The organism is Nocardioides sp. GXQ0305 (assembly GCF_050880345.1).
GTDB lineage: Bacteria > Actinomycetota > Actinomycetes > Propionibacteriales > Nocardioidaceae > Nocardioides.
The window spans coordinates 250,291-270,777 of record NZ_JBNYXG010000003.1 but is presented as its reverse complement, the minus strand read 5'-3'; the positions used below and the strand labels follow the sequence as shown (position 1 = coordinate 270,777).

Genomic DNA, 20,487 nt, shown 5'->3' with positions numbered 1-20,487 from the left:
TAGGACTGGACGCCCCGCTGGACGGCGCGGCTAGCGTGGCGCTCATGGCCACCACCCCCACCCACCGGCTCAACGACGGGCACGACCTCCCGGCGATCGGCTTCGGCACCTACCCGCTCGACGGTGACGCCGGCATCGACGCCGTCGTCTCGGCGATCGAGGTCGGCTACCGGCTGCTGGACACGGCGGTCAACTACGGCAACGAGGAGGAGGTCGGCGAGGCGATCCGCCGCTCCGGCGTACCCCGGGAGGAGCTGGTGGTCACCAGCAAGATCCCCGGCCGCCACCACGGCTACGACGACGCCGTCCGGTCGACCAAGGAGTCGCTCGACCGGCTGGGCCTCGACCACCTCGACCTGCACCTGATCCACTGGCCCAACCCGAGCGTCGGGAAGTACGTCGAGGCGTGGCGGGCGCTGGTGGACCTCCAGCGCGACGGCCTCGTCCGCAGCATCGGCGTCTCCAACTTCACCGGTGAGCACCTGCGACGGATCATCGACGAGACGGGCGTGACCCCCGCGGTCAACCAGCTCGAGCTGCACCCCTACTTCCCCCAGGAGGAGATGCGGGCCACGCACCGCGAGCTGGGGATCGTCACCGAGTCGTGGAGCCCGCTGGGCAAGCGGCAGGCCCCGTTCACCGAGCAGCCGGTCGCGTCGGCGGCCGAGCGGCACGGCGTCGAGCCCGGCCAGGTCATCCTGAGGTGGCACGTCCAGCTCGGTGCCGTGCCCATCCCCAAGTCCGCCACCCCGCAACGCCAGCGCGACAACCTCGACGTCTTCGGGTTCGAGCTGTCCGACGACGAGGTCGCCGCCATCACCGCCCTCGGCCGTCCCGACGGCCGGCTCTTCGGCGGCGACCCCGACTCCCACGAGGAGATGTAGATGGCCCGGTACGGCGGTCAGTACGGCCCCGACGTCACGTTCCTCGGCGTCCCGCGCTGCGACCTCGACGACGAGGCGTCGTACGCCGACGCCGACGTCGTGGTGCTGGGGGCGCCCTTCGACGGCGGCACCTCGCACCGGCCCGGCACCCGCTTCGGGCCGCAGGCGATCCGGATCACCGACTACCTGCCCCACGACGGCTCCCGGCCGTCGCTGGCACTGCGCACCGACGCGCTGCTCGACCTGACCGTCGTCGACGCGGGCGACGTCGAGATGCCGCCCGGCGACATCGAGATCGCCCTGCCGAGGCTGGAGGCCGCGGTCGAGCGGGTCACCCGCGCCGGGGCGATCCCCGTGGTGCTGGGCGGCGACCACTCGATCGCCTTCCCCGACGCGAAGGGCGTCGCCAACGTGCTCGGTCACGGCCGGGTGTCGATGATCCACTTCGACGCCCACGCCGACACCGGCGACATCACCTTCGGCTCGCTGTGGGGGCACGGGCAGCCGATGCGGCGGCTGATCGAGTCCGGCGCGCTGCGGGGCGACCGGTTCCTCCAGGTCGGGCTGCGCGGCTACTGGCCCGAGCCGGAGACGCTGGACTGGATGGCCGAGCAGCGGATGCGTTCCTACGAGATGACCGAGATCGGCCGTCGCGGGCTCGAGGAGTGCCTCACCGAGGCGTTCGGCATCGCGACCGACGAGTGCGACGGCGTGTTCCTCTCGGTCGACATCGACGTCTGCGACCCCGGCCACGCCCCCGGCACGGGCACCCCCGAACCGGGCGGGCTGTCCGCACGCGAGCTCCTCGACGCCGTACGCCGGATCTGCCTCGAGCTGCCCGTCGTCGGCGTCGACGTGGTCGAGGTGAGCCCGCCGTACGACCACGCCGACATCACCGCGGCGCTGGCCAACCGGGTGGTCCTCGAGGCGCTCTCGGCCATCGCCCGCAAGCGGCGCGACGAGCGCGACGGCACCACCTGGGACCCCTCCCGCCCCCTCCTCGACCGCTGACCGATGCTCGACGCTTTCGGTAGTTCAGTGACAAGTGGCCCCTCGGCACGGCGAGTCAGGGGCCACTTCTCACTGGACTACCCCACTTCCTAGGCTGCCGTCATGACCCGGATCGCGCTGGCGTCGTGCGCCGAGCTGCCAGGACTGGACGACGAGGGGCAGCTGCTGCTGGGTGCGCTGCGGGACCGCGGGGTCGAGGCCGAGGCCGTGGTGTGGGACGGCGACGACGCGTGGGAGGCGTTCGACCTGGTCGTGCTGCGCGGCACCTGGGACTACGCCGAGCGGATCGAGGAGTTCCTCGCCTGGACCGACCACGTCGCCACGGTGTCCCGGCTGCTCAACCCCGCCCCCGTCGTCCGGTGGAACACCGACAAGCGCTACCTGGCCGGCCTCGAGAGCGCGGGGGTGCCGATCGTCCCCACCCAGTTCCTCGAGCCGGGCGAGGAGCCCCGCCACCGGTTCGAGGACGTCGAGCACGTCGTCAAGCCGGTCGTCTCGGCGGGCTCGCGGGACACGCTGCGGCTCGGCGTCCACCAGGTCGACCGCTCCCGCGCCCACACCGCCTCGCTGCTCCACCGGCAGCGCCCGGTCATGGTGCAGCCCTACCTTCACGAGGTGGACGAGCACGGCGAGACCGCGCTGCTCTACCTCGACGGGCGGTTCAGCCACGCAATGCGCAAGGGGCCGCTGCTCACCCCCGACATGGACCTGGTGGCCGACCTGTTCGCGCAGGAGGACATGTCGCCCCGCGAGCCGTCGGCCGCCGAGCGCGCGGTCGCCGAGGCGGTCCTCGCCGCCGTTCCCGAGGAGTACGGCGACCTGCTCTACGCCCGGGTCGACCTGCTGCCGAGCCCGGACGGGCCCCGGCTGCTGGAGCTCGAGCTGACCGAGCCGTCGCTGTTCCTGGACCACCACCGCCCGGCCGTCGACGTGCTGGCCGAGGCGGTGCTCCGGCGGTCCTCGGCCGGCTGACGCCGTTCCCCTCCCGCGACGGGATGATTTAGGCTAGCCTCACCTAACACGTCGAGGAGGCGGGATGTCCGGCAACACCGCGGCCGAGCTCGCGAGGACGACCGTGACCCGCGCCGGCTCGGTGCGGCTGGTGGGCCCCGCGACCGCGCGGACCGTGGTGCTCGACCACGCCGTCCGCCCCGACGGCTCCCTGGAGCTGGTCGTGGCCGCGACGGACGGGGCGGTCCCCGAGGTGGGGTCGGCGGACCCGCCGGTGGCCGTGGTGGTCACCGACGTCAGCCCGGTGCCCTCCCCCGACCGGGTCCGCGCCGAGGTCGGCCTCTGGGCCCGGCCCAGCGTTCCCGACGACCACGCCGGACGCCGGGTGCTGGAGTCCTGGGCCCGACACCGGCTGGTCGAGGGGGTCGGGACGAGCGAGCTTCTGCGCGACATGGGCGTGCTCAGGCTGACGCCCGTCGCGGTCCGGCTGGCCGCGACCTGTGGCTGCTTCGCGCCGGTCGGCGGGCAGGGCGAGCCGGTCGACCTCGCCGACTACCTGGCCGCGCGACCCGACCCGCTGTCACTGGTCGAGCACGAGTGGCTGGGCCACCTGGTCGCCTCCCACACCGCCGAGCTGTCGGCGCTGGGGCGGGTGGCCGCCGACTCCGACCGGCCCGTGGTCCTGCACGCGGTCGACCGGCAGGGCATGGTGTTCCGGCGCGACCCGAGCACCGGTCCGGGGTGCCTAGACGTCCGCCTCGACTTCGACCGCCGCGTCGAGTGCCTCTGTGCGGCGACCGAGGCCTGGAGCCGGCTGGCGCGCCGGTGGCTGGCTCCGGAGGACACCGGGCACGAGCGCTGACCCGGATCCGGATCGTCCGCCTCCGTCGCTAGCGTGGCGACGTGGCTCCCCACCAGCTGACGCAGCAGCAGGCTCGCCGGATCGCGGTCCGGGCGCAGCTGCTCGACCTCCCCCGACCGTCGACGGCGGAGCAGGTGCTGCGGCACCTGACCCTGCTCCAGGACGATCCGTGTGCCGCCGTCGTCCCGAGCGCGCAGCTCGTGCTCTGGAGCAGGCTCGGCCCGGGCTACGACGCGCAGTGGCTCGAGGACGCCGTCGACTCGGGCCGGGTCGTCGAGCTGCACCAGATGCTGCGGCCCGCCGAGGACCTCGCCCTGCACCGGGCCGGCATGGCGAACTGGCCGGCGGTCTTCGACCAGTACCGCGACATCCACGACGCCCTCACCCGCTGGGTCGAGGCCAACGACGACACCCGCTGCGACATCCTCGAGAAGCTGTACGACGAGGGGCCGGTCACGTCCCGCGCGCTGCCGGACACGACGCTGGTGCCCTGGCGCTCGGGTGGCTGGAACGACGACCGCAACGTCCGGATGCTGCTCGAGAACATGGTCGGTCGCGGTGAGGTGGCGGTGGCCGGAAAGGAGGGCCGCGACAAGCTGTGGGACCTTGCCGAGCGGGTCTACCCCGACGACCCGGTGCCCGACCTCGAGGACGCCCGTCGCGAGCTCGACCGGCGCCGTCTGGCCGGCCTGGGCATCGCCCGCGGGAAGGCGGCGGTCGTGCCCGGGGAGCCGACCGCCGTCGGTGACGCGGGCGAGGAGGCCGTCGTCGAGGACGTCCGCGGGACGTGGCGGGTCGACCCGGCGTACCTGGCCGACCTCGACGGGTTCGAGGGCCGCGTGGCGGTGCTCTCCCCCCTCGACCGGCTGCTCATCGACCGCAAGCGGATGGGTGAGGTGTTCGGGTTCGACTACCAGCTGGAGATGTTCAAGCCGGCCGCCAAGCGGCGCTGGGGCTACTGGGCGATGCCGGTCCTGGTGGGCGACCGGCTGCTGGGCAAGGTCGACGCCACGGCCGAGCGGGACCGGGGGGTGCTGCGCCTCGACGCGCTCCACGAGGACGAGCCGTGGGACCCGTCGGTGCGCGAGGACGTGTGGGCCGAGCTGGAGTCGCTGGCCGACTTCCTGGACCTGGTGCTGGAGGACCAGCGCCCCTGAGCACCCGCCACCCCGGCCTCGGCGCCGGGGCGGCAGGACCTCGGAGCGGACCGGACGGCGATCAGGTGGCGTCGGTCTTGCGGCGTCCCTGCCACCCGCTCCAGGCGAGGGTCACCAGCACCGCGCCGCCGATCGACCCGATGATGCCGCTGGGCCGGAGGTCGAGGCCGTCGCCGGCGAGCAGGCTGATCAGCAGGCCGCCGACGAAGGAGCCCAGGAGGCCCGCGACGAGCGCTGTGGTCCAGTTGATGCCAGAGACCCGGCTGCCCAGGAGGAGCTGGGCCGCGGCTCCCACGAGCATCCCGAACAGGATGAGACCGAGGATGAGCATGGCGTGACGCTACCGCCTCAGCGGCGCGGCGGAAGGCCGACGGTGCCGAGCAGCACGTCGAGGTGGTGGTCGAAGAGCCGGCGCGGGTCGGAGAAGGTCCCGGCGCCGTACTGCCCGAACACCTCGAAGCTGACCGCCCCGAACACCGAGGACCACCAGAGCATCCCCCGGGCGAGCAGCCACTCGGGGATCTCGACCCCGAGCTGGGTGCGCACCGCGCGCAGGTCCCGGCCGAGGGCCGCCGGGACCCGCACCTCGGGCACCTCGCCCACCGAGCCGTCGGCCCACGCCTCCGCGAGGAGGCGCGTCATCAGCGTCGGCACCCGCGTGCCGACCGGCGTGGTCTCCTCGCCCGGCGCGTGGTACCCGGGGACGGGCGTCCCGAACAGCAGGCCGTAGCGGGCCGGCTCGGCCAGCGCCCAGTCGCGGACGGCGTGCGCCGATGCGCACAGCCGCTGCGCGTGCGTGTGCTGCGGACGTCGCCGCCGTGACACTGCCTCGTCCACGCGGTCGGCCAGCTCGCCGTAGGCGTCCACCACCAGCAGGGTGAGCAGCTCGTCGCGGGTCCGGACGTAGCGGTAGATGGCGGAGGAGACCACCCCGAGGTCGCGGGCGATCGACCGGACCGACAGGTCCACCGGCCCGGTCGTGGCGAGCTGCTCCCGTCCGAGCCGCACGATCTCGGCCATCGTCCGCTCACGCGCCTGCTCCCGGGGTGTCGCCACCCGGCACATCGTGCTCCCTGTCGAGAACATCGTCAACATCTGTGACTGTCGCTCATAAATGTGAGCACTGCTCTTGCTTCTGGGACGGTTCGGTGTCACGCTGGACGGGATCGACCACCGCGTCTTCGGAGGACACCATGAGCACGCACCACACCGTGATCGGTGCCGGCCCCGTCGGCCGGGCCGTCGCCGAGCAGCTGGCCGGCGCCGGCCACGCCGTCCGGGTCCTCACCCGGTCCGGCTCCGGCCCGGACCACCCGCTCGTCGAGCGGCGGCGGGCCGACGTCGCAGGACCGGGACTGGCGGAGGCGGTGGGCGACGCGCACGCCGTCTTCCTGTGCCTCCACGCGTCGGCGTACGACGTGCGCGCCTGGCGGCGGGAGCTGCCGGCCCTCGAGGCGGCGGTGCTGCGGGTGGCCGCCGACCTGGGCGCCCCGGTGGTCTTCCCGGAGAGCCTGTACAGCTACGTCCGCACCGACCGGCCGATGACCGAGGACGACCCCCGCGACCGGGCCACCGGCAAGGGCGCGGTGCGTCGCGACCTGCTGCGGGCACGCGCGCAGTCACCGGCGACGACGGTGAGCGTGGTGGCCTCGGACTTCGTCGGTCCCCACGTCCGCGCCGGCGGCCACCTCGGCGAGCGGGTCGTGCCCGCGCTGCTGCGCGGCGAGCGACGCCGGCTGCGCGTGCTCGGCTCGCTGGACCAGCCCCACTCGTGGACCTTCGTGCCCGACCTGGCGCGGGCCATGGTGGTCGCCGCGGCCGACCCAGCGGCCGCCGGGCGGGTCGTCCACGCACCCACCGCCGGACCGAGGACCCAGCGCGAGATGATCCACCTGCTCGCCGAGACCGCAGGTGTCGGCACCCCGCCGCTCGGCGTCCTCCCGACGCCGGTGCTGCGGGCCGTCGGGCTCGCCCACCGCCAGACGCGGGAGCTGGTCGAGATCTCCTACCAGTTCGAGCGCCCGTTCGTGCTCTCGTCGACAGCGTCGGAGGCCCGGCTCGGCCTCCGGCCCACGACTCCCGAGGAGGCCGCCCGGCAGACGGTCGCCTGGTGGCGCGACGAGCTCGGCCTCGACGAGTCCTCCGCGGCGGTGGCGTGAGCGTTCAGAACCGCCGCGGCACGAACGTCTGCTCGTGCATCGGGGGCCGCACGTAGGGCTCCTGCCGCATCTCGGGCAGCACGACGACGTCGGGCGCGACGTCCTCGTAGGCGAACTGCGAGAGCAGGTGGGAGATGCAGTTGAGCCTCGCCGCGCGCTTGTCGTCGGAGGGGACGACGTACCAGGGCGCCTGCTTGATGTCGGTGTACTGGAACGTGGTGTCCTTGGCCCGCGAGTAACGGACGTAGAGCTCGTGCTCGGCCAGGTCCATGTCGGAGAGCTTCCAGCGCTTGAGCGGCTCCTCGTTGCGGGCCTCGAACCGCTTGCGCTGCTCCTCGAAGGACACCGAGAACCAGTACTTCAGGACGGTGATCCCCGACCGGACCAGCATCCGTTCGAACTCCGGGCACGAGCGGAGGAACTCCTGGTGCTCCTCCTCCGAGCAGTAGCCCATCACCCACTCGACGTTCGAGCGGTTGTACCAGCTGCGATCGAACAGCACCATCTCGCCGGCCGCCGGGAGGTGCTCGACGTAGCGCTGGAAGTACCACTGCGTCCGCTGCCGGTCGGTGGGCTTCGGGAGCGCGACGACCCGGACGGTGCGGGGACTCGTCCGCTCGGTGATCCGCTTGATCACGCCGCCCTTGCCGGCCGAGCCCCGGCCCTCGAAGATCACCAGCACCTTCAGGCCCTGTCGCTGGATCCAGTACTGGAGCTGCACCAGCTGCTCCTGCAGCTTCTCGATCTCGACGTCGTAGACCGAGCCGCGCAGCTTGCCTTCCTTGTTGTACCGCTCCGGATCGCGGTCGGGAGCGGCGTCGACAACAGCGTCGTCGGCACCCTCGGGCAGCGTGGTCGCGTCCATCGGCCCACCCTGCTCCCGCGCCGGTCCGCCGCGCAAGGGACGTCCCACCGGGACGACCACACGCGCCGCGAGGCAGTACGGTCACCCCTCATGGGGGACACCATCTGGGAGCGGCAGCCGCCGTCGCCCGCCGCCATCGATCATGCCCTCCGGGACGCGGCCGACGGCTGCGCCTGGCTCGAGGACGTCGCCGACCGGCCCCGTCACGAACCGCTGACCGCGAGCCACCGGACCGACCTCGCCGTGGTGGGCGGCGGCTACACCGGGCTCTGGACCGCCGTCCGTGCGAAGCAGCGCGACCCCGGTCGCCGGGTGCTGCTGCTGGAGGCGGCCCGGGTGGGTTGGGCGGCCTCCGGCCGCAACGGCGGGTTCTGCTCGGCCAGCCTGACCCACGGCGAGGAGAACGGCCGGTCCCGGTGGCCCGGGGAGATCGACGTCCTCGAGCAGCTGGGTGAGGAGAACCTCGCCGGCATCGAGCAGACCGTCGACGACTTCGCGATGGCCGTCGACTGGGAGCGGACCGGCGAGCTGACGGTCGCCGTCGAGGACCACCAGGTCCCGTGGCTGCGCGAGGCGGGCGGCCGGTTCCTCGACCGCGAGCAGGTCCGGGCCGAGGTGCACAGCCCGATCTACCTGGCCGGCGTGCAGTCCGACGACACCGCGCTGATCCATCCCGGCCGGATGGTGGTCGAGCTGGCGCGGGTGGCCGCCGACCTGGGGGTCGAGATCGTCGAGGACACCCGGGTCACCGGGCTGGAGAGCGGGCGCAGCGGACCGGTGCGGGTCCGGACCGGCTTCGGCACCGTCACCGCCGACCGGGTGGCGCTGGCCACCAACGTCTTCCCGGCCCTGCTGCGACGCGAGCGGCTGCGCACCGTGCCGGTCTACGACTACGCCGTGATGACCGAGCCGCTCTCGGCGGAGCAGCGGGTCGCGATCGGCTGGGAGGGGCGACAGGGGCTCGCGGACCCGGGCAACCAGTTCCACTACTACCGGCTCAGCGCCGACGACCGGATCCTGTTCGGCGGGTACGACGCGGTCTACCGGTTCGGCCGGAAGGTCCGGTCGGCCTACGAGCAGCGTCCGGCGTCGTACGAGCGGCTGGTCTCGCACCTGCTCACGACGTTCCCGCAGCTCGAGGGGATCCGGGTGACGCACCGGTGGGCCGGGGCGGTCGACACCAGCACCCGGTTCTGCGCGTTCTGGGCGCAGGGGCACCGCGGCCGGGTCGCGCACTGCGCCGGGTTCACCGGGCTGGGGGTGGGCGCCAGCCGGTTCGGGGCCGACGTGCTGCTCGACCTGCTCGCCGGCGAGGTGACCGACCGCACCGCGCTCGAGATGGTCCGGCGGCGGCCGCTCCCGTTCCCTCCGGAGCCGGTGGCGGCGATGGGCATCCACGCCACCCGCTGGTCTCTCGACCGGGCCGACCACCGGCAGGGACGCCGCAACCTGTGGCTGCGCACCCTGGACCGGTTGGGCCTCGGCTTCGACTCCTGACCGGTCGACGGGCTCCTCGGCCTCGTCGTACCCGGTATCCCTGTCGTCGTCCCCCCGACAGCACCACGCAGCTGTCGGGTGCGACGAAATGGGGCCGGGGCGGGGCGGGTCAGCTGCGGACGCGGTTCCTGCTGACGACCGTCTCGGCCGTGCCGACCAGGAGCACCGCGGCGACCACGGCGAGCACGAAGCCCAGGAAGTCGAGCTCCCAGATCGAGCCGGTGCCGAGCAGCCAGGCGATGGTGCCGCCGATGAGGGAGCCCACGGCCCCGAGGCCGAGCGTGGCCAGGATCCCGAGGTTCTGCTTGCCCGGCTTGATGAGTCGTGCGAGCGCGCCGATGATGAGGCCCGCCACCAGGAATCCGATCATGCGTCCAGCGTAGTTCGGGGCTGGTCGTCCAGGACCCCGGGATGCTCCCGCGCGAAGTCGCGCAGCGCCTCCAGCACCGGCCGGGTCGCCCGCCCGGTGTCGGTCAGCAGGTAGCGGACGGTGACCGGCGGACCCGGGGCGACGACCCGCTCGGCCAGGCCGTGGTCACAGAGCTCGCGCAGCCGCGCGGTGAGCACCGCGTCGCTGATGCCGGGCACGGCCGCGCGGACCTCGGTGAACCGCTCCGCGCCGTCGAGCATCGCCCACAGCACCGCTCCCGCCCACGCGCGGCCGAGCAGCGCGAGCGCGCGGTGGACGGCGTCGCAGTCGCCGTGGTCGAGCGGGCCGCGGGCCGTCACGCGATCCCGTGCCGCGCGAGCGGGCCGATCAGCTCCTGCTCCTCGTAGGCCAGGTGCGAGAGGAGCGTGTCGGTGAGCCGGTCGACGGAGTGCTGCACCGCGTCCAGGGCGTCCTCGCCGGAGGGTCCGGTGCCGTCGTCGGTGACCAGCCGGACCAGTGCCCGGTCGAACTCCTCGAGCACCTCGTGGATGACCAGGTGCTCGTGCTCCAGCCGGGCGAGCACCGGCCTGAGGCCGGGCTCGGTACGCCGCAGGTGCGGGAACAGGCTGTGGTCCTCGAGCGTGTGGTGGCCGGTGACGATGCGGCAGTAGGACTCGCAGTAGGCCCCGAGCGTCCAGCTGTTCTGCCGCAGGGTGGTGGTGTTGATGGCCGACCGGGCTACGCCCACGGTGAGACGGCCGCGACGTACCTGGTCGAGCAGGTCGCGCACCTGCGCCAGCTCGGAGCGGAGTGCGTCGTGGATGTCCACGAGGTGCTGGGCGTGGGCCTGCAGCTCGGGGGCGTACGACGCATCCACCGGCTCGTCGTGGGTCGGGCGGTCCGCCTCGTCCCAGGGGACGTCCCCCGCGACCGGGGCGTCGGGCGCCGGCGTGGCCCGGACCTCCAGGGCCTGGCGGGCCGGCACCCCCTCGGGCGCGGCCGTCGGCTCGGCGGACGGCGCCTCGCCCCGGGCGCGGCGGCCGCGCTCGGCGTCGACCAGCTCCCGGACCGCCGGGGCCACCTCGGTGGCCCAGCGGCGGACGGCGTCGGGGTCGTCGGTGCCGAGCACGTAGGTGCTCGTCCCCACCTCGAGGGTCAGCTCGGCGAGCTGCTCGGCCCACTCGTGCGGCCTCCCCTGCAGGAAGTCGGCGCCGGTGCCGAAGCGCCCGAAGACGTTGTAGACGCGGCGAATCGACGCCGGTGACCGGCCCGCGGCCAGGGCCGCCTCGTCGACGGCCGCCGACATCTCCGGCAGGTCCGGCGGGTCGGCGTACCCCATGCTGGGCACCCAGCCGTCGGCCAGCCGCCCGGTCAGCCGCAGCATCCGCGGCTTGTAGGCGCCGAGCCAGACCGGGATGTCGTGGGCGGGCCTCGGACCGGCGTGCAGCCCGACCGAGCGGTAGTGCTCGCCCTCGAAGCGGACGGTGCCGCCGGCCCAGTACGCCTTGATCAGCTGCACCGCCTCGTCGAGCGCGTCGACCGCCTCCTTCGGCGTACGGCGTGGCCCGCCGGCGGCGACGATCGCATCCCAGAACGCGCCCGCCCCGAGGCCGAGCTCGACCCGGCCCCCGGTGACCAGGTCGAGCGTGGCGGCGGCCTTCGCCAGCACCACGGGCGGCCGCAGCGGCAGGCTCGCGACGTTCGGGGCCAGCGTGAGGGTGCTGGTGCGGGCGCCGAGGACCGAGAGCAGGGTCCAGGTGTCGACGAACTTCGCCTGGTAGGGGTGGTCCTGCACCGAGACCAGGTCCAGCCCCTCGACCTCGGCGAGCTGCACCAGCCCCAGCAGGTCGTCGAGCCGCGCGGCCTCCGGCGTCGGGAAGATCCCGAACCGCAGCTCCTGCTCGTGGTCGGGCATCAGGCGGCACCCCCCAGCACGTCGGCGAGCCGACGGGCGGCCGCCGCCTCGTCGTGCCGGGACGACCGCTGCAGCGCCCGCGTCAGCAGCAGCGCGGCGTACGCGTGGCACGGGTCGCGGTCGAGCAGGTCGCGGGCCGCGTCGACCGCGCGGTCGAGCAGGGCCGCGTGGTAGTAGCTGCGCGCCAGCAGCTCCCGCGCCTCACCGAGCTCCGCCTCGTGGGGGTGGGTGTCGACGAGGTGCTGCAGCACGGTGGCCGCCGCGTAGTAGTCGCGGTGGTCGAACAGGTCGACCGCCCACCGCCACGTGTCGTAGGCGTCCAGCCTGTCCAGCATGGGCGCGACGTTCGTCGTCATGGTCCGGCTCCTCACTCTACCCCGTTCACTATGAAGGGCAGAGCGACTAACGATTCCGAAGCGAAGCCTATTCCGCGAGAGCGGTGCAGACGTCCTTCACGCGCCCCAGGTCGGGACGGTCCGCGGGATCCAGGGAGAGGCAGCCGGCCAGCAGGTCCGACATCTCCCGCGGTACGCCGTCCGGCAGGACGTCGGGGCGACGCGGCAGCCGGCGGTGGACCAGCGGCCACCGACGGCGGCTCTCCCAGGTGGCCTCGTCGCCGAACGGCAGCTCGCCGGTGAGGCACTCGTGGAGCGTGACACCGAGCCCGAACACGTCCGAGGCCGGGGAGAGCCCCTGCCCGAGCGCCTGCTCCGGCGACAGGTAGCCGCGGGTGCCCGCACCCGGCCGGCCCGCACCGGGCCGGCCGGCCAGGCTGAGGTCGAGGAGCACCGCCCGACCGTGCTGCACGACCACGTTGGCGGGCTTGAGGTCGAGGTGCAGCCAGTCGCGCCGGTGGAGGTAGCCGAGCACCGACACCAGCTGCAGCCCGAGCTGGGCGACGTCGGTGGCGGCGAGCGGCCGGTCCTCGACCAGGGCGCCGAGCGTCGCCCCGGTGAGCGTCTCCAGGACCATCGCGGGCGCCGGGACCTCGAACGCCGCCAGCCCACGGACCAGGTGGGGGTGCGCCAGCGAGGTGACCAGCCGCCCTTCCTGCAGCACCGACGCGACCACGCGCGGGTCGTGCCGGCGGTCCTCGCGCAGCAGCTTGACGACCACCCGGCAGTCGCGGTCCTCGTCGACCGCGTCGTAGGTGTCGAGCCTGCGGCCGTGCGCCATCAGCGCGACCACCCGGTACCCCGGCAGGAGCTCCTCGCCGACCGGGACCGGGGATAAGGCCTCGGCGCGCTCCCGGCCGATCACCGGACCGGCTCCAGGGGTCGGGCCGCCGGCCGCGGGTCCAGCGCGACCACGCGGTCGACGTAGGGGAGGACGCGCGGGTCGTGGGTGGTGACGACGACGGTCCGGCCGCGGTGGGTCGCGGCGTGCCGGAGCGCGGCGAGGAACCGGTCGGCCGCCGCGTCGTCGAGACCGGTCGTGGGCTCGTCGAGCAGCAGCACCGGGCCGTCCCGCAGGAGCGCGCGGGCCAGGGCGAGCCGCTGCCGCTGCCCGCCGGAGAGCAGCCGGCCTCGTTGGCCGACCCGGCTGGCGTAGCCGTCGGGGAGCGCGGAGACGAAGGCGTGGGCATCCGCCGCCCGGGCGGCCCGCTCGACGTCGGCGTCCGTGGCCTCGGGGCGGGCGAGCGCGATGTTGTCACGGACCGAGGCGTCGAGCAGCAGCGTCTCCTGGGGCAGCACGGTCACGGCGGCCCGGACCGAGTCGCCGGTGCAGCCGGCGAGGTCCTGGCCGTCGAGGCGGACCGTGCCGTGGTCCGGGTCCAGCTGCCGGGTGAGCAGCCGGACCAGGGTCGACTTCCCGGAGCCGCTCGGCCCGGTGACCGCCACCGCCTGGCCGGCGGGCACGTGGAGGTCGAGGCCGCGCAGCACGGGGGTCGAGGTGCCCGGATAGGCCGCGGTCACGCCCTCGAGCCGTACGTCGCCCGGCCCGGGACGCAGGGGGACCGCCCCGGGCCGGTCGGCGACGGGCGGCTCCTCGAGCAGCTCCACGACCCGCTCGATGCCGGCCGTGGCCGCGAACAGGCTGGGCAGCAGGTCCGACAGCTCCCGCACCGGCCGGTAGCACTGGATGAGCAGGGTGAGGAAGGCCAGCAGGCCGCCGAGGGTGAGCCGGTCGGTGGCGAGGGCCCAGACGCCGAGGGTGACGACGACCAGGATCCCGACCAGCTGGACCAGGTCGACCAGGGGCAGGAAGACGGCACGGACCTTGGACCCGGCGAGCTCCGCGCCGGCGATCGCCCGGTTCTGGCGGTCGTAGCCCGACACCGCGTCGTCCCCGGCGCCGTACAGCTGCATTAGCCCGGCGTTCCCGAGGCTCTCCTCGGTGACCGCCGACAGCGAGCCACCGCGGCGCCGTCGTTCGCGGGACGCCTCCTTGGTGAACCGGGCGAAGCGGGCCGAGACCCACCACAGCAGGGGTGCGGCCAGCAGCGAGACCAGGGCGAGCTGCCACTGCAGCCAGAGGAGCGCGGCGACCAGCATCACCAGTCGTACGACGGCACCCACACCGGCAGCGAGCTGGCTGACCATGAACCGCTCCACCGTCGCGACGTCGGTGGTGAGCCGCGAGATCACGTCGCCGAGCCGGCGCCGGTCGTGCACGTGCGCCGGCAGCGCCAGCACGTGGGCGAACACGTCGCGGCGCAGGTCGACGAGGAAGCGTTGCGAGATCCAGGTCGCGAGGTAGTCGTCGACGCCGGAGACGACGCCGGAGACGAGGTTGAGGCCGAGGTAGGCGAGCGCGAGCCAGACCAGCGGCCCGAAGTCGGCCGGCACCAGGACGTCGTCGACCAGCCGCTGGAAGAGCAGGATCTCCGCGATCTCGACGAGCGGCAGCAGCGCCAGCACCACCAGGCTCAGCAGCAGCCACCACCGCAGCGGCCGCAGCCGCGGCCAGAACCTGCGGAACACCTGGAGCAGGGTGAGTCCGGCGGCCTGCGCGACCAGGGGGTCGTCGTCGCGCTCCGGCCGCATCCACTCACCCAGCCGCTGCCAGGTCCTGCGCATCCCTGCCATCCTTCGCGGAGGGCGGGTGGGCGGCTCGTACCGGGAGCCACCCACCCGCTGCCCTCGTGTCGTCGGGAGCCGTCAGCTCGAACGGCTGCGGCTGCGGTTCCGACGACGCCGACGCCGACGCCGCCTCCGACGGCGGTCGTCGCTGGAGTCGGAGCGGGCGGCCCGCGCCATGCGGGCCGGCTGGAGAGCGGTCACGAGACCGGATGCGGCCATGGTGTCCTCCTGGTGTCCGACCGGGGCCTGTCCCCGGTTCGGCACCTACGTTCTCCGGCCGACGTGGGAGGCAGGTGAGGTCGGCATGAGAGGGCCCTCACGTGCCGTGGACACCGGGTCAGCCGCGGAGCGCCTCCCACTCGCTGCGGAGCAGACCGAACACCAGCAGGGTCGTCCACTCGCCCTTGAACCACTCGCCGTCGACGTACGTCGCCTCGTGCCGCATCCCGAGCCGGCGGACCAGCGCGGCCGACCCGGTGTTGCGCTGGTCCATCCGGGCCGAGACCCGGTGGACCGGGAGCCCGCCGTCGAAGGCGAGATCGACCAGAGCCGCGGTGGCCTCGGTCGCGAGGCCCTCCCCCTCGTGGTCCGGGTGCAGCACGTAGCCGACCTCGGCGTGCCCGTCGGCCACGCCGTGCCAGAACAGCACGAGGTCGCCGATCATGGCTCCCGTGTCGCGTCGCTCGATCGCCAGCGACAGCACCTGGCCCTCCGCGTCGATCACCGACCGGGTCCGCTCGGGGTCGCGGAACCGCTCGGCCATCTCCTCCAGGGTGCCCGGGCTGAACGGGACGTAGCGGCACACCTCCTCGATCGAGCGGTAGCGGTGCATGGCGGCGACGTCGGAGGGGCGGTCGAGCGGTCGCAGCAGCAGCCGCTCGGTCACGATCGGGTAGGCGGGCGCGAGGCGCGAGGCGTCGATCGCCATCTCGACCCACTCCTCGCCGTCCTCGGTGTGGCGGCCGGTCTCCCGGAAGCCCGTCTTCTCGTAGGCGCGCCGGGCCCGCGGGTTGCGGGCGAGCACGGCGAGCGTGAGCCGGCGCAGGCCGATGGTCCGCAGGGCGTGGTCGACGAGCAGGCCGGTCGCCTCGGTCCCGAGGCCGCGCCCGTAGTACGCCGGCCCGCGCAGCGCGATCCTGAGGTTGGCCGAGTCGGTGTCCGGGTCGTGCTCGTTCAGCACCACCTCGCCGGCGTACTCGCCGGTGGCCCGGTCGACCACCGCGAGGTCGAGGCGTCCGTCCTGGCTGGCTCGGCTGGCGCACCACGCGTCGATCTCCTCGCGCGTGAACGTCGCCGTGGTCGCAGTCAGGTCGTTGCCCTCGGGGTCGTGGACCAGCTCCCAGAGCCCGTCGGCGTCGGCCGCCGTGACCGGGCGCAGCACCACGTGCTCGCCGACGATCGTGGGCTTGCGCCACCGGCCGGTGACCTCCCCGCTCATCTTCGGGGTCCCTGTTCGAAGCGGAGCGGAGCGAGCATTCGAAGGGGGTGATTCATGCACGCTCCCCGATCGCCGACAGGATCCGGCGTACGGCGACGACGTGGCCGCGCGACCCGATCACGGCGGCGCGGTAGGCCCTCCCCCGCGCCCCCGGGAAGTCAGCGTAGGTCACCGCGGTGACCCGCGCGCCGTCGCCCCGCGGAGCGACGCGCAGGTCGAGCACGTAGTCGGAGAACCGGTGCCGACCCGCGAGGCTCAGCAGGTGGGGCGGCTGCTCCGCGGCGACCGCGAACCCGGCTGGCGGGTCGGTCGCGAGCAGCCCGGTGAGCCGGCTCTCCTCACCCCGGGCCAGCAGGTCGTCGACGAAGCCGCGGACCGCCGCCCAGGCCCTCCGGGGCGGCACCGGGAGCTCGACCGCGTGCTCGTCGACGTACGCCGGTCGCTCGAGGTCCTCGGCGGCCCGCCGGAACCCGTCGTTCTCCGTCGCCAGGGCCCGCCGCAGCAGCGGGGCGGCGAGCCGCCCCAGGACGGCGCCACCGTCGAGCACGTCGAGCACCAGCAGGTTGCGGGTGCCGCCCTCGACCTCGGACAGGTGGTGGCCGGCGACCATCCGCACTCCGGAGGTGGTGGCCTCCCAGACCAGCTCGTGCGGCGCCTCCACCGACCGCACCCTCCACACGGCCGGGCGTTGCCGCGGCTGGAGGACCCGGGCCCGGCTCCCCGTCCTCAGCGGGCCGTCGTCGAGCCGCTCGACGGAGGTCATGGTCGGCGTGACCGTCGGCAGGGCCTCGAGGTCCTCGGTCAGCGACCACACCCGCTCGAGGGGAGCCAGCACGTCGGTCTCGGCTGTCAGGCGCACGGGACCAAACCTAGGGTGCCCGGGACCGCTGGTCATGGACCCTCCGAGGGTCGGCCACGGGACCCTGGGTGTCGGCGGGCCGTCGAGGTTGCACCCGGGCATCGGCGGGCGTGGGTGCCACGATGGGGGGATGAAGCGGGTCCACGTCGAGGTCAGCGGCCTGGTGCAGGGCGTGTTCTTCCGCGACTCCTGCCGTCGGGAGGCGCAGTCGCGGCAGGTCTCCGGCTGGGTGCGCAACACCCGCGGCGGCACCGTCGAGGCGGAGTTCGAGGGCGAGGACGCCGAGGTCGACGCGCTCGTCGCCTGGTGCCGCAGCGGCCCCCCGCACGCCTCCGTCCAGCGCGTCGACACCTCCGACGTCCCGACCACCGGCTCCACCGGCTTCGAGATCAGGTAGGCCCGGCCGCGGAGGTCGAGGTGTGAGGCGCGCCGGCCCCCGCAGGTCGAGGTGTGAGGCACGCCGGCCCCCGCAGGTCGAGGTGTGAGGCGCGCCCCCGGAGGTTGAGGTGTGAGGCGCGCCGGCCCCCGGAGGTTGAGGTGTGAGGCGCGCCAGCGCCGAGCCTCGAAACCCCCGGAGAACGGGCAGGGCCGGGACCCACGGTGGTGGCCGCCCTGCGTCAGTGCGGGGGTTTCGAGGCTCAGGCCCGGGGGGCCTTCGCACCTCAACCTCCGGCCGCACGCAGGCGCCTCGCAGCTCAACCGCCGGCGGCGATCTCCTCGAGCTCCTCGGGTGTGAACGCGCGGAGCACGCAGAACTCGTTGCCGTCGGGGTCGGCCATCACCACCCAGCTGGTGTCGTCGCCCTGGCCCACGTCGGTCCGGGTCGCGCCGAGCCCTTCGAGGCGAGCGACCTCGGCGGCCTGGTCCTTCGGCCGCAGGTCGAGATGCCACCGGTTCTTCACGGTCTTGCCCTCGGGGACGCGGAGGAAGAGCAGGTCCGGCGCGACGCCGTCCTGCGGACTCCCCGCGGGCGGCTCGAGCACGACCTCGTGGTCCTCGTCGTGGGTGCGGCGCCACCCGAGCGCCTCCTGCCAGAAGGCGGCGGTACGGCGAGGGTCGGTGGAGTCGAGGAGGAAGCACTGGATCTGGAGGTCCGTCATGGCGCCAGCGTGCCAGCGGACGGCGCCCCCGGTCGCGCGATTTATCGGCGGGACGTCGCCGTCCCGGGTGGCTAGCCTCGGGCGCATGGGCGACGCCGACGTACGGACCGCGAACCCCGCGGACGCCGGGGTGGTGGGCCGCCTGCTGTGGGACTTCAACACCGAGTTCGACTCGCCGACGCCGTCGGCCGAGGAGTTCGCGACGCGGTTCGAGCGACTGCTGGCCCTCGACGAGGTGGTGGTGCTGCTGTCCGGTGACGCCGACCCGACCGGGTTCGCCTACCTGACGCTGCGGCCCGCGCCGTACTACGACGGGCCGCTGGCGCAGCTCGAGGAGCTGTACGTGCGCCCCGACCTGCGTGACCAGGGCATCGGCACCGCACTGCTGCAACGCGCGCTCGACCTGTGCCGCGAGCGGAGCGCCGGCGAGATGCACATCAACGTCGACGAGGTCGACACCGACACCCGCCGCTTCTACGAGCGGCACGGGTTCGTCAACGTCGCGCCCGGCACCGACTACCGGATGCTGTTCTACGAGATCGAGCTGTAGGCGACGCTGGACACCCCGCACGGCGCCCGGCAGGGTGCAGGACATGCACCCTCTCGGGCAGTCCGTCCTCGCCGCCGCCGTCCTCACCGCCACCGCCGCCGTGCCGGCCCCCGCGACCCAGGGTGCGGGCGGCACCGAGGGCCCCGGTTTCCGCGAGACCGTCGTCGACCCCGACCAGAGCTTCCGTGGCCTCGACGCCGTCGACGCCCGTACGGCGTGGGTGAGCGGGGGCAGCACCAGCGGCGGTGACGGCTCGGTCTGGCGCACCCTCGACGGCGGGCGGACCTGGGAGGACGTGAGCCCGCCGGGCACGGCGGGCCTCTCGCTGCGCGACGTCGAGGCACGCAACGCCGACACCGCGGTGGTCATGTCGGTCGGCTACGGCGAGGACTCGCGGATCTGGCGCACCCGGGACGGTGGCGAGACCTGGACCGAGACGTTCCGCAACACCGACGAGGAGGCGTTCTACAACTGCCTCGACTTCTCCCGGGGCGGCCGCCACGGCCTCGCGGTCAGCGACCCGCCCGCGAGCGAGGGCAGGTTCCGGGTGATCGCGACCCACGACTTCGGCCGCTCGTGGCGCGTGCTGCCGAGCACCGGGATGCCGGACTCGACCGGTGAGTTCAACTTCTCCGCCAGCGGCGACTGCCTCGTGGTGGACGGACGCCACGCCTGGTTCGGGACCGGCGGCGAGCGCGCGCGGGTCTTCCACTCCGCCGACCACGGCCTGACCTGGGAGGCCACCGACTCCACCCTCGCCGCCGGCGAGACCGCCGGGGTCTTCGCGCTGGCCTTCCGCGGGGCTCGCCACGGGGTCGCGGTCGGCGGCGACTTCGACCCGGCGGCGGAGGAGCCCGACGGCACGGCGTACGACACCGGGCACGGCTGGCGCGCGGGCGGCGACCTGGCCCACCTCGGTGAGGACGTCGCCTGGGTCGGCCGGCGGCTGCTGGTGGCGACCGGTGAGTCCGGCCCGGAGCTCGGCACCAGCATCAGCACCGACGGCGGCCGTACCTGGCAGCAGGTGAGCGACACCGGCTACCACACCCTCGACTGCACCCGCGACGGCTCCTGCTGGGCCGCCAGCGGGAACGGCCGGGTGGCGCGGGCGGGCTGACGGCGATGGGCGTCGGGGGAACCGTCCGCCTGCCGTCGACCCGTCGCGCGGCCGACGAGATTTCGCCGCTGCACGTGTCGATCCTGTCGGGACCTGTTCGTGGAGAGGGTGACAGGCACCCGCACCGACACTGGAGGAGAACCACCATGCGCACCCTGGTCGTCACCGAGTTCATGTCCCTCGACGGCGTGGTCGACAGCCCCGGCGGCGAGTCCGGGTATCCCCACACCGGGTGGACCTTCAAGGAGGTCCAGCCCGAGATGGCGGCGTACGAGCTCAAGTCCCGCGAGCAGGAGGAGGCCGGCGCGCTCCTGGTCGGGCGGGTCAGCTGGGAGGCGTTCCACGAGGTGTGGCCGACCATGAAGGAGTTCGAGCGCTACAACCAGATCCCCAAGTACGTCGTGTCGACCACGCTGGCGGAGGACGCCGTGGCCTCCTCGCCGTGGCAGCCGGCCACCCTGCTGCGCTCGATGGACGACGTCGCCGCGCTCAAGCAGACCGAGGGCGGCGAGATCCAGGTCCACGGCAGTGCCCGGCTCGCCCAGAGCCTGGCGGCGGCCGGTCTGGTCGACCGCTACCACCTGCTGGTGTTCCCGCTGCTCCTCGGGACCGGGGGCAAGAAGCTGTTCGCGGACGACGGCGCCAAGGCCAACCTGCGGCTCGTGGAGCAGGAGTCCTACGCGAACGGCATCCAGAAGCTCTGCTACGACGTCGTCCGGTGACGACGAG

At 73.8% G+C, this 20,487-nt stretch carries 23 protein-coding genes; 11 read left to right on the top strand and 12 right to left on the bottom strand.

The features are described from left to right. Positions 1–44: 44 nt before the first annotated feature. The 5 genes from ACQ1X7_RS09880 to ACQ1X7_RS09860 all read left to right on the top strand — a co-directional run bounded on the left by ACQ1X7_RS09880 (position 45) and on the right by ACQ1X7_RS09860 (position 4,865). On the top strand, positions 45–884 hold the full coding sequence (locus ACQ1X7_RS09880) for an aldo/keto reductase (RefSeq protein WP_432478010.1): 840 nt from the start codon (positions 45–47) through the stop codon (positions 882–884). Further along, entirely contained in the window at positions 885–1,895 is a 1,011-nt protein-coding gene (gene speB, locus ACQ1X7_RS09875) for an agmatinase (RefSeq protein ID WP_432478009.1), read from the top strand. Positions 1,896–1,997: 102 nt separating this feature from the next. Then, complete coding sequence (locus ACQ1X7_RS09870; protein ID WP_432478008.1) at positions 1,998–2,867, top strand: ATP-grasp domain-containing protein; 870 nt, start codon at positions 1,998–2,000, stop codon at positions 2,865–2,867. Positions 2,868–2,931: 64 nt separating this feature from the next. Continuing rightward, complete coding sequence (locus ACQ1X7_RS09865; protein ID WP_432478007.1) at positions 2,932–3,708, top strand: hypothetical protein; 777 nt, start codon at positions 2,932–2,934, stop codon at positions 3,706–3,708. A 41-nt stretch (positions 3,709–3,749) separates the two neighbouring features. Further along, positions 3,750–4,865 carry a DNA glycosylase AlkZ-like family protein gene (locus ACQ1X7_RS09860; protein ID WP_432478006.1) on the top strand — a complete coding sequence of 372 codons (1,116 nt, stop codon included), beginning with the start codon at positions 3,750–3,752 and terminating at the stop codon, positions 4,863–4,865. A 61-nt stretch (positions 4,866–4,926) separates the two neighbouring features. On the opposite strand, the gene ACQ1X7_RS09855 is transcribed toward ACQ1X7_RS09860, so the two are convergent. Further along, positions 4,927–5,196, bottom strand: a complete 270-nt coding sequence (locus ACQ1X7_RS09855) for a GlsB/YeaQ/YmgE family stress response membrane protein (RefSeq protein WP_432478005.1) — start codon at positions 5,194–5,196, stop codon at positions 4,927–4,929. 17 nt (positions 5,197–5,213) lie between these two features. Beyond that, the gene (locus tag ACQ1X7_RS09850; RefSeq protein ID WP_432478004.1) at positions 5,214–5,921 is read right to left on the bottom strand and encodes a TetR/AcrR family transcriptional regulator; all 708 of its coding nucleotides are present in this window, start codon (positions 5,919–5,921) and stop codon (positions 5,214–5,216) included. Between the two features lie 137 nt (positions 5,922–6,058). Between ACQ1X7_RS09850 and ACQ1X7_RS09845 the strand changes: the two genes are divergently transcribed. Next, complete coding sequence (locus tag ACQ1X7_RS09845; protein WP_432478003.1) at positions 6,059–7,024, top strand: NAD-dependent epimerase/dehydratase family protein; 966 nt, start codon at positions 6,059–6,061, stop codon at positions 7,022–7,024. A gap of 4 nt (positions 7,025–7,028) precedes the next feature. Here ACQ1X7_RS09845 and ppk2 read toward each other — a convergent pair whose 3' ends face one another. Further along, positions 7,029–7,889 (bottom strand): polyphosphate kinase 2, encoded by an 861-nt coding sequence (gene ppk2 / locus ACQ1X7_RS09840; protein WP_432478002.1) that lies wholly within the window; start codon positions 7,887–7,889, stop codon positions 7,029–7,031. Between the two features lie 90 nt (positions 7,890–7,979). Here ppk2 and ACQ1X7_RS09835 point away from each other — a divergent pair, with 90 nt between their 5' ends. Beyond that, on the top strand, positions 7,980–9,386 hold the full coding sequence (locus ACQ1X7_RS09835) for an NAD(P)/FAD-dependent oxidoreductase (RefSeq protein WP_432478001.1): 1,407 nt from the start codon (positions 7,980–7,982) through the stop codon (positions 9,384–9,386). A gap of 109 nt (positions 9,387–9,495) precedes the next feature. Here ACQ1X7_RS09835 and ACQ1X7_RS09830 read toward each other — a convergent pair whose 3' ends face one another. The 8 genes from ACQ1X7_RS09830 to ACQ1X7_RS09795 all read right to left on the bottom strand — a co-directional run bounded on the left by ACQ1X7_RS09830 (position 9,496) and on the right by ACQ1X7_RS09795 (position 16,991). Further along, the gene (locus ACQ1X7_RS09830; protein ID WP_432478000.1) at positions 9,496–9,756 is read right to left on the bottom strand and encodes a GlsB/YeaQ/YmgE family stress response membrane protein; all 261 of its coding nucleotides are present in this window, start codon (positions 9,754–9,756) and stop codon (positions 9,496–9,498) included. Next, complete coding sequence (locus ACQ1X7_RS09825) at positions 9,753–10,115, bottom strand: winged helix-turn-helix transcriptional regulator (RefSeq protein ID WP_432477999.1); 363 nt, start codon at positions 10,113–10,115, stop codon at positions 9,753–9,755. Before ACQ1X7_RS09825 ends, ACQ1X7_RS09830 begins: the two co-directional genes overlap by 4 nt. Next, positions 10,112–11,671 carry an LLM class flavin-dependent oxidoreductase gene (locus ACQ1X7_RS09820; protein WP_432477998.1) on the bottom strand — a complete coding sequence of 520 codons (1,560 nt, stop codon included), beginning with the start codon at positions 11,669–11,671 and terminating at the stop codon, positions 10,112–10,114. The genes ACQ1X7_RS09825 and ACQ1X7_RS09820 overlap by 4 nt, the downstream gene beginning before the upstream one ends. After that, positions 11,671–12,027: a hypothetical protein gene (locus tag ACQ1X7_RS09815; protein ID WP_432477997.1), complete on the bottom strand. Its 357-nt coding sequence runs from the start codon at positions 12,025–12,027 to the stop codon at positions 11,671–11,673. The genes ACQ1X7_RS09820 and ACQ1X7_RS09815 overlap by 1 nt, the downstream gene beginning before the upstream one ends. Before the next feature lie 67 nt (positions 12,028–12,094). Next, a complete protein-coding gene (locus ACQ1X7_RS09810) occupies positions 12,095–12,931 on the bottom strand; it encodes a serine/threonine-protein kinase (RefSeq protein ID WP_432477996.1) in 837 nt (278 codons plus the stop codon). Next, on the bottom strand, positions 12,928–14,691 hold the full coding sequence (locus tag ACQ1X7_RS09805; protein WP_432477995.1) for an ABC transporter ATP-binding protein: 1,764 nt from the start codon (positions 14,689–14,691) through the stop codon (positions 12,928–12,930). Before ACQ1X7_RS09805 ends, ACQ1X7_RS09810 begins: the two co-directional genes overlap by 4 nt. A gap of 340 nt (positions 14,692–15,031) precedes the next feature. Beyond that, complete coding sequence (locus ACQ1X7_RS09800) at positions 15,032–16,132, bottom strand: GNAT family N-acetyltransferase (protein WP_432477994.1); 1,101 nt, start codon at positions 16,130–16,132, stop codon at positions 15,032–15,034. A 52-nt stretch (positions 16,133–16,184) separates the two neighbouring features. Continuing rightward, complete coding sequence (locus ACQ1X7_RS09795; protein ID WP_432477993.1) at positions 16,185–16,991, bottom strand: SRPBCC family protein; 807 nt, start codon at positions 16,989–16,991, stop codon at positions 16,185–16,187. Positions 16,992–17,121: 130 nt separating this feature from the next. On the opposite strand from ACQ1X7_RS09795, the gene ACQ1X7_RS09790 reads away from it, so the two are divergent. Continuing rightward, positions 17,122–17,388: an acylphosphatase gene (locus ACQ1X7_RS09790; protein ID WP_432477992.1), complete on the top strand. Its 267-nt coding sequence runs from the start codon at positions 17,122–17,124 to the stop codon at positions 17,386–17,388. Between the two features lie 298 nt (positions 17,389–17,686). Here the strand turns inward: ACQ1X7_RS09790 and ACQ1X7_RS09785 are convergent, their stop codons facing one another. After that, on the bottom strand, positions 17,687–18,091 hold the full coding sequence (locus ACQ1X7_RS09785) for a VOC family protein (protein ID WP_432477991.1): 405 nt from the start codon (positions 18,089–18,091) through the stop codon (positions 17,687–17,689). An 85-nt stretch (positions 18,092–18,176) separates the two neighbouring features. Between ACQ1X7_RS09785 and ACQ1X7_RS09780 the strand changes: the two genes are divergently transcribed. From ACQ1X7_RS09780 to ACQ1X7_RS09770, 3 genes are all read left to right on the top strand, one after another. Then, positions 18,177–18,641, top strand: a complete 465-nt coding sequence (locus tag ACQ1X7_RS09780; protein WP_432477990.1) for a GNAT family N-acetyltransferase — start codon at positions 18,177–18,179, stop codon at positions 18,639–18,641. Positions 18,642–18,684: 43 nt separating this feature from the next. Then, entirely contained in the window at positions 18,685–19,758 is a 1,074-nt protein-coding gene (locus ACQ1X7_RS09775; protein ID WP_432477989.1) for an oxidoreductase, read from the top strand. Between the two features lie 146 nt (positions 19,759–19,904). Further along, entirely contained in the window at positions 19,905–20,480 is a 576-nt protein-coding gene (locus ACQ1X7_RS09770) for a dihydrofolate reductase family protein (RefSeq protein WP_432477988.1), read from the top strand. Positions 20,481–20,487 lie beyond the last annotated feature (7 nt).